6 protein-coding genes and 2 pseudogenes are annotated in these 7,482 nt (G+C 65.1%); 2 read left to right on the top strand and 6 right to left on the bottom strand.

What is annotated here, in order from left to right:
* Positions 1 to 204: 204 nt before the first annotated feature.
* The 4 genes from IHV84_RS19735 to IHV84_RS19720 form a co-directional block, all read right to left on the bottom strand.
* A complete protein-coding gene (locus tag IHV84_RS19735) occupies positions 205 to 1,188 on the bottom strand; it encodes a tripartite tricarboxylate transporter substrate binding protein (protein WP_198848121.1) in 984 nt (327 codons plus the stop codon).
* Positions 1,189 to 1,355: 167 nt separating this feature from the next.
* Positions 1,356 to 2,540 (bottom strand): beta-ketothiolase BktB, encoded by a 1,185-nt coding sequence (gene bktB, locus IHV84_RS19730; protein WP_198848120.1) that lies wholly within the window; start codon positions 2,538 to 2,540, stop codon positions 1,356 to 1,358.
* 93 nt (positions 2,541 to 2,633) lie between these two features.
* Positions 2,634 to 3,395, bottom strand: coding sequence for an SDR family NAD(P)-dependent oxidoreductase (locus IHV84_RS19725; RefSeq protein ID WP_044398478.1), 762 nt, complete (start codon positions 3,393 to 3,395; stop codon positions 2,634 to 2,636).
* A gap of 29 nt (positions 3,396 to 3,424) precedes the next feature.
* Positions 3,425 to 3,589 carry a hypothetical protein gene (locus IHV84_RS19720; RefSeq protein ID WP_233100148.1) on the bottom strand — a complete coding sequence of 55 codons (165 nt, stop codon included), beginning with the start codon at positions 3,587 to 3,589 and terminating at the stop codon, positions 3,425 to 3,427.
* A gap of 49 nt (positions 3,590 to 3,638) precedes the next feature.
* Here IHV84_RS19720 and IHV84_RS20560 point away from each other — a divergent pair.
* Positions 3,639 to 3,785 (top strand): annotated as a pseudogene (locus IHV84_RS20560) (EamA family transporter); the annotation flags it as partial.
* Positions 3,786 to 3,857: 72 nt separating this feature from the next.
* Here IHV84_RS20560 and IHV84_RS19715 read toward each other — a convergent pair.
* Positions 3,858 to 4,508 (bottom strand): RluA family pseudouridine synthase, encoded by a 651-nt coding sequence (locus tag IHV84_RS19715; protein ID WP_198848119.1) that lies wholly within the window; start codon positions 4,506 to 4,508, stop codon positions 3,858 to 3,860.
* Positions 4,492 to 6,681, bottom strand: a complete 2,190-nt coding sequence (locus IHV84_RS19710) for a PAS domain-containing sensor histidine kinase (protein WP_198848118.1) — start codon at positions 6,679 to 6,681, stop codon at positions 4,492 to 4,494. The genes IHV84_RS19715 and IHV84_RS19710 overlap by 17 nt, the downstream gene beginning before the upstream one ends.
* 435 nt (positions 6,682 to 7,116) lie before the next feature.
* Here IHV84_RS19710 and IHV84_RS19705 point away from each other — a divergent pair.
* Positions 7,117 to 7,428 (top strand): annotated as a pseudogene (locus IHV84_RS19705) (nitroreductase family protein); the annotation flags it as partial.
* Positions 7,429 to 7,482 lie beyond the last annotated feature (54 nt).

Below are 7,482 nucleotides of genomic sequence, written 5' to 3'. Positions count from 1 at the left end.
GGCAATCAATGAGGTCCCGGCGGGCGCTTAGCAACTCCTTAACGGAACGGCTAGCCAATCTGGAGCCATTTTTCATTGGATATCTCGGACACTGCGCCTGCCGTAGAGCAAGCGCGTTCCCAACCAATGCACCCGTCGAACTGGCTTTACCAGGCCACCGGGTGCGTCCCCCTTCAGGGGGAAGGCGCAAAGCGCCTCAGGGGGTTACTCAATCTTCGCGCCAGAGGCCTCGACGATGCCCTTCCACTGCGTGTATTCCTTCTTGAGCAAGTTGCCCAGCTGTGCGGGCGACATGGCTTCGGGCTCGGCGCCTTGGGCCTGGATGGCCGCCTTCATGTCGGCGGTGGCCAGCAGCTTGTTGATTTCTGCGTTGACGGTGGTGACCACCGCAGCAGGCGTGCCAGCGGGGGCAAACACACCGTACCAGGTGCTCACGTCAAAGTCCTTGAAGCCCGATTCGGCCACGGTGGGCACATCGGGCAGCGAAGAGCTGCGCTTGGCAGAGGTAACGGCCAGCGGACGCAGCTTGCCTGCCTTGATCTGGCCCATGGCCGATGGCAGCGAAGACACGAGCAAGTCCACATTGCCTGCCAGCGCGTCCATCAGCGCGGGGTTGGAGCCCTTGTAGGGGATGTGGCTGAGCTTGACCCCGGCTGCCTGTTCAAACAGGTGGCCCGCCAGGTGGATGGAGGTGCCATTGCCTGGAGAGCCATAGGTGATGGTGCCGGGCGCTGCCTTGGCGCCATTCACCACGTCGGCCAGCGTCTTGTATTTGCTGTTGACGCTGGTGGCGATCACCACAGGTGTGTAGGCCACGTGCGCCACGGGCGTCAGGTCTTTGGTGGGATCCCAGCTCAGGTTCTTGTACAGCCAGGGGCCGATGACGAGGTTGTCCTTCTGGCCCATCACCAGGTCGTAGCCGGTGGGGGCTGCCTTCACGGCTTCACCAATGCCAATGGTGCCGCCAGCGCCCGCCTTGTTGTCGGCCACCACGGTCCACTTGGCGCCTTCGGTGAGCTTGGTGGCCACCAGGCGCGAGAGGATGTCAGTGCCTCCGCCGGGAGGGAAGGGCACGATCAGGCGAATGGGCTTGGTGGGGTAGGCGGCCGCTGGAGCAGGGGCCTGGGCGTACGCTGTGGCACCTAAAGCGAGTGCGAGGGTGGAGAAGGAAAGCAGTTTGCGAATCATGGTCGGTGATGTCTCGGAAATTGTGGGGAAAGGCAGCGGCGCGATGTGCTGCCTGGCGTGCGGGTACGGTGCCGGCACGGGATGTGATGATCGCTGATCACCGGCCCGTGGGACCTTGCCGATCCAGGATGGCGGCATCGCCACGGGCGATGCTGCCGCCGGGGCGATCACAGGCGTTCAAAAATCGCCGCAATGCCTTGGCCGCCGCCAATGCACATGGTCACCAGCGCATAGCGGCCCTGGATGCGTTGCAGTTCATGGATGGCTTTGACAGTGATGAGCGCGCCCGTGGCACCGATGGGGTGGCCCAGCGAGATGCCCGAGCCGTTGGGGTTGACCTTGGCGGGGTCCAGGCCCAGGTCTTTGGTCACAGCGCAGGCCTGGGCTGCGAAGGCTTCGTTGGCTTCGATCACATCCAGATCGTTGACGGTGAGACCCGCCTTTTTCAATGCCAGCTGGGTGGCAGGCACGGGGCCAATGCCCATGTACTTGGGGTCCACGCCCGCGTGGGCGTAGGCCACCAGGCGTGCCAGGGGCTTCGCGCCGCGTGCTTTGGCCGCGGCTGCGTCCATCAGCACCACCGCAGCGGCGGCGTCGTTGATGCCCGAGGCGTTGCCTGCCGTCACCGTGCCGTTTTCCTTCACGAACACGGGCTTGAGCTTGGCCATGTCGTCCAGGGTGGCGCCGGGGCGGAAGTGCTCATCGGTGGCGTATTGCACATCGCCCTTTTTGCTCTTCAGGGTGACGGGGACGATCTGGTCCTTGAAGTAGCCGGCCTGCGTTGCGCGTTCAGCACGGTTGTGGCTTTCCACCGCCAGGCGGTCCTGGTCTTCGCGGGTGATGCCCCACTTGGCGGCAATGTTCTCGGCCGTTACGCCCATGTGGATGGTGTGGAAGGGGTCGTGCAGCGCGCCGATCATCATGTCCACCATCTTGGTGTCGCCCATGCGGGCGCCCCAGCGCATGTTCAGGCTGGCGAAGGGCGCGCGGCTCATCACCTCCGCACCTGCGCCAATGGTCACATCGGCGTCACCGAGCTGAATGGCTTGCGCGGCCGACACGATGGCCTGCAGGCCCGAGCCGCACAGGCGGTTCACGTTGAACGCAGGCGTGCCTTCGGCGCAGCCGCCGTTGATGGCCGCCACGCGCGAGAGGTACATGTCCTTGGGTTCGGTGTTCACCACATGGCCGAACACCACGTGGCCTACATCCTTGCCTTCCACGCTGGCGCGCGCCAGCGATTCCTTGACGACCAGCGCGCCCAGTTCGGTGGGAGGCACATCCTTGAGGCTGCCGCCAAAGGTGCCAATGGCCGTGCGCACTGCGCTGACGACGACGACTTCACGGGTCATGGGAAAGTCCTTTCAGATCAACTTGGAACCAAATAGGCCGCCAGCGCTTGGTAGATAAGCGCTAGCAGCTATGAAAAAATGAGCAAATTACGCTCAGGCATCGCGCACATCGGCCACGGGGTTGGTGCCGAAGTCTGCGCGCTCCAGCCAGGCGAGCACGCGGGTAGCGGCGTCGGCAGGCGAGGTGAGCTGGCCACCCGTCTTGAGGTTGGCGAAATTCTGGCGGTCCGGGAAGGCGGCCGGGTCGGCGCCGCGCAGCTGGACCTGCATGTCGGTGTCGATCACACCGGGAGCCAGTGAGCATACCTTGGCCCCATGGGGCTTGATGGCTTCGTCCAGCGCCACGCAGCGCGTGAAATGGTCCATGCCCGCCTTGGCAGCGCAGTAGGCGGCCTGCGAGGCCATGGCCCGGCGGCCGAGGCCCGAGGAAATGTTGAGCACCTTGCGGGGCACAGTCCAGCTTTCGGTGGCCGCCAAAAATGCGGCGGTCAGCAGCATCGGCGCCTCCAGCCCCACGCGCAGCGCGTTGGCCAGGTCGGCCGCGTCGCTGGCAGACAGCGGCGCAATGCGCGGGATCACCCCCGCGTTGTTGATCAGTGTGGCGCTGGCAAACGCTTGCGGGCCCTGGGCATTCAGCCACGCCTGCAGCTGGTGCGCCGCCTGCTCGCCTTGTGACAGGTCTTGCTGCCATTGCTCCAGCGTGACGCCAGCGGCCTTGGCTTCCAAGGCCAGGTCGGGGTTGGCACTGCGGGCAATGCAGATCAGGGTGTTGCCGCTTTTGAGCAGCTGCTGGGCCATGGCCAGGCCCATGCCGCGCGAGGCGCCGGTGAGGATGGTGAGGTGGTTTTGAGGCATCCCACCATGTTACTGCGCTGGGCGCAGGATCACTGCTCCTCTGGGGACTCCAGCGCCGCCAGCAGCAGCGCCAGCCTGTGGTCCAGCGCCGCCAGGTCGGCCGCCTTCAGGGCCGAAAGAATGCGGTGTTCGTTGGCCACGTGGGTTTCCACCGCACGGTCGATCAGCGCCAGCCTTGGGAGCGTGAGTTGCACCAGTGAGCTGCTGGAAACGGCCGGGTTGTGTAATAGCGCCCGCCAGGGCTGGTTGTTATGGTGTCGCGGCATTGCACGGTTGCCGTCGGTGGCGGTGTCATCGCTGGGGTTGCTCAGCCCCGTCACGGCCGTGTTGCTGGGTTGGGTGCTGCTGGGGCAGGCCATGACGCGTGCAGCGCTGCCAGCGGTGCGCTGAATGCACGGCTTTGAATGCTATTAAAAGTATAGCTGGTAGCGCTTGCTGGTTGTGCGCTAACGGCCGATTTTCTTAAAAATCAGCGGCCCACTCCAGCGCCACCGCATCCCCCGTGCTGGGGTGCGCAAAGGCCAGGTGACTGGCGTGCAGCAGCAGCCGGGGGGCAAGGGTCTGCACCTCTGCGGGTGCATACAGCGCATCCCCCAGGATGGGGTGGCCGATGGCTGCCATGTGCACGCGCAGCTGGTGTGTGCGGCCGGTGACGGGTTCCAGTTCGATGCGTGAGGTGCCAGTGGCCGCGTGGTGGCCCAGCAGGCGCCAGCGGGTCAGGCTGGGCTTGCCGTGTGCGGGGTCGATGACGCGCAGAGGGCGCCTTTCCCAGTCGGCAGCGATGGGTAGATTGATCTCGTTCCATGCGCCTTCCTGCGCCGCCAGCAGGCCCCACACCACCGCCTGGTAGCGCTTGTGCACTTGCCGCTCGGCAAAGGCATGGCTCAGGCGGCGCTGGGCGTCGATGTGCCTTGCCATCAGCACCAGGCCTGAGGTGGCTTGGTCCAGCCGGTGCACGATGAGTGCGCCCGGCCATTGTTGCTGGGCACGCGCACTCAGGCAGTCTTGCTTGTCGGGGCCGCGTCCGGGCACGCACAGCAAGCCTGCGGGCTTTTGCAGCACCAGCAGGTCGGCGTCTTCATACACCGCCTGCACATCAGCCTGCACCGTCATCCCCGGCAATCAGTCGCTGCACGGTGGCGCACAGCTCTTCCACATCGTTGGGCTTGTGAATCAGCGCGCGTGCGCCTTCGGCGATGGCGGCCTGTTCAATTTCGGCCGTGACGTAGCCAGAGGCCAGGGCTACCGGCAGATCGGGGCGGATCAGGCGCGCCTCGCGCACCAAATCCACGCCGCAAAAACCGGGCATGTTGTAGTCGGTCACCAGCAGGTCGTAGTGGTGCGGTGCTTCGCGCAGCGCGGCCGTGGCCTCATGGGGGTCGGTGAAACCGCTCACGTCATAACCCCTGCGGCGCAGCAGGCGCTGCACCAGGAAGACCAGCGCCTGGTCGTCGTCCACGTACATGACGTGCGGCTTTTGGCGGGTGGCGGTGGGCGCGGCTGCGGGTGCCTGGGCAGGCGCGGCGGGCAGGGCGGCAACCGCCGTGCTGCTGGCGGCGGCTTGAGCGGTAGCGACCGGAAAGTACAGCGTGAACCGGCTGCCTTGCCCCGGCACACTTTGCACATCAATGCCGCCTTCGTGGGTACGCATCACCCCATGCACCACGGCCAGGCCCAGGCCCGTGCCCTGGCCCACAGGCTTGGTGGTGAAAAAGGGCTCGAAGATGCGTTCCAGGGTCGCCGTATCCATGCCCGGGCCGCTGTCGTGCACCGTCAGGGCCACATAGTCGCCGGGGGCCAGGCCCAGGCGTTCGCTCAGGCGCTGGTCGGGGTGCACCAGTGCGGCTTCCACCAGAATGCTGCCGCGTTCGCTGCCCTGGCCTTGAATCGCATGGACGGCGTTGGTGCACAGATTCAACACCGCCTGCTCCACCTGCGTGGCATCGGCCAGCACCGGTGGCAGGCCCGGCTGCAGCTGCATGTGCAGCTCAATGGCGGGGGGCAGGGTCACGCGCAGCAGGCGCTCGGTGTCGTGCACCACTTCGGCCAGCGACACGGCGGTGCGCTGTGGTGGCTCGTTGCGGCTGAAGGTAAGGATCTGCCGCACCAGGTCGCGTGCGCGGCGGCCTGCCTTGTCGATTTCAAGCAGGCTCTCCAGCACCGGCGAGCCGGGGGCGCAGTCGGCCTTGGCCAGTTCCACGTTGCCCAGGATGGCGCCCAGGATGTTGTTGAAGTCGTGCGCAATGCCGCCCGCCATGGTGCCCACGGCCTGCATCTTGTGCGATTCGCGCAGCTGCGCTTCCAGCTCGCTGCGGTGCGCTTCGGCTTTCTTGCGGCCGGTGAGGTCGCGGGCGAATACGGTGGTGGTTTCGCCTTCGGCATGGCGCTCGAACGACACGCTCACCTCCACCGCCAGCTCTTTGGCGCTGGCGGTCAGAGCCGTCATTTCGCCCAACATGGCCTGGGTGGTGAGCTGCGCAAACGCCAGCGCCTGCCCCGCTGCTGGCAAAAAACGCTCCAGCGGGCTGCCCAGCGCGTCTTGCGCGCTGCACTGGAACAGCGCCGCCGCCGTGGGGTTGAACACGGTGATGAGGCCGTTCTGGTCCACGCAGATGATGGCGTCGAGCGCCGAGTTGATGACGGCTTCCAGCCGCTTCTCGCTGGCGTGCAGTTGCTCGTTGCGCTGCTGCAGTGCTTGTGCGCTTTGCTGCAGCGCATGGCGCTCGGCCAGCAGGGGGCCCTGGTCGATCACCGCGCACAAAAACTGCAGCTGCACGGGGCCGTCGCCCCGGTGGTCTTCAATGCGGGCAATGTGCAAGTCGCCGGTGATGCGGGTGTGTGGCGCGATGGTGAACACCACCTCGGTCACCTCGCTGTGCCCCTGGGCGCGCGCCTGCGCAAACGCCTCCTGCACGCGGGGGGCGTCGGTGTCTGACACGAACGGCATCAGCGCGGTGAGGGGGCGGTCGCGCTCGGTGGGCTGAAACGAGCGGTGCGCCATCGAATTGGCCTGCACCACCATGTCGTATTCGTCCACCACCATCAGCGCCAGCGGCACGCTGGCAAACAGGGTTTCAAACCGCTCAGACGCGCTCTCCGCCACCGTCTGGCTGTAGCGCAGCACCTTGTTCTGGCTTTCCAGCTCGGCCTGATAGGCACGCAGCTCGGCAATCAACGCTGCCACCGAGCCCTTGGGGCGGTCGGCCCGGCGGCGCTCCACCGGCACGGGTGAATCGCCACTGCCTGGCTCAGCGTTCATCAAAAAGGAGAGGTCCGGTTGGCTCATGAATGCGTGGCGCGACAAATTGCTGCGATGGGCGCGGGGCTTGATGGGGCAGTGTGCGGCTTAGAACAGATTCTTAGAGAATGCGAGCCGATACAGCCTGCGCAGCGCCATACCGGTGCGACGCCATTTCACTGCCTCTGTACCCTGAAAAATGCCAGTGTAAGTGCATCGTGCCACCAGCCCAGGTGGGGTCATCAACGGCCAGCCGGTAGTGAGCACAAGGTTGGCGCCGCTCGTGAGGTGTGAGCAAGGAGTGCCAAGACCGAAGCATGCGCCTTGCCGTCAAAAAATCACCCCATTGTTGACCGTTTGGGAACAATCAATTTCCCAACGCCCGCTTTTTGCCGTGGGGCATCAAATCTACATTTGCCAATGTGCGTGGTAGTCCTGCTGCCGCGCAATTCTTGATCCTCATCCAACGAAAGCCGCATTTCCATGACCACCACCCATTCCGTTGCCGACAACGCCCTCATCGACAAGCTGCAATGGCGCTACGCCACCAAGAAGATGAACCCCGCCAAGGTGGTGCCCCAAGACAAGGTGGACCGCATTGTGGAAGCCGCGCGCCTGGCTCCCACATCCAGCGGCCTGCAGCCGTTTGAAGTGTTTGTGGTGACCGATGCCGCTGTGCGCGAACGCATCAAGCCCATCGCCTGGAACCAGGGCCAGATCACCGACGGCTCCCACCTGCTGGTGTTTGCTGCGTGGGACGACTACACACCCGAGCGCATCAACGCCATGTTTGACTAGGGGCTGTTGAGAATCAAGCACAACGGCTCGGAGGGCTGTGATGCAATAGGC

Source organism: Acidovorax sp. IB03 (assembly GCF_016406015.1).
GTDB lineage: Bacteria > Pseudomonadota > Gammaproteobacteria > Burkholderiales > Burkholderiaceae_C > Acidovorax > Acidovorax temperans.
This window is presented reverse-complemented; position numbering and strand designations above follow the sequence as displayed.

Coding starts and splice junctions, on each gene's coding strand:
- IHV84_RS19735 (WP_198848121.1), bottom strand. CDS start 1,188: ATGATTCGCAAACTGCTTTCCTTCTCCACCCTCGCACTCGCTTTAGGT.
- bktB (WP_198848120.1), bottom strand. CDS start 2,540: ATGACCCGTGAAGTCGTCGTCGTCAGCGCAGTGCGCACGGCCATTGGC.
- IHV84_RS19725 (WP_044398478.1), bottom strand. CDS start 3,395: ATGCCTCAAAACCACCTCACCATCCTCACCGGCGCCTCGCGCGGCATG.
- IHV84_RS19715 (WP_198848119.1), bottom strand. CDS start 4,508: ATGACGGTGCAGGCTGATGTGCAGGCGGTGTATGAAGACGCCGACCTG.
- IHV84_RS19710 (WP_198848118.1), bottom strand. CDS start 6,681: ATGAGCCAACCGGACCTCTCCTTTTTGATGAACGCTGAGCCAGGCAGT.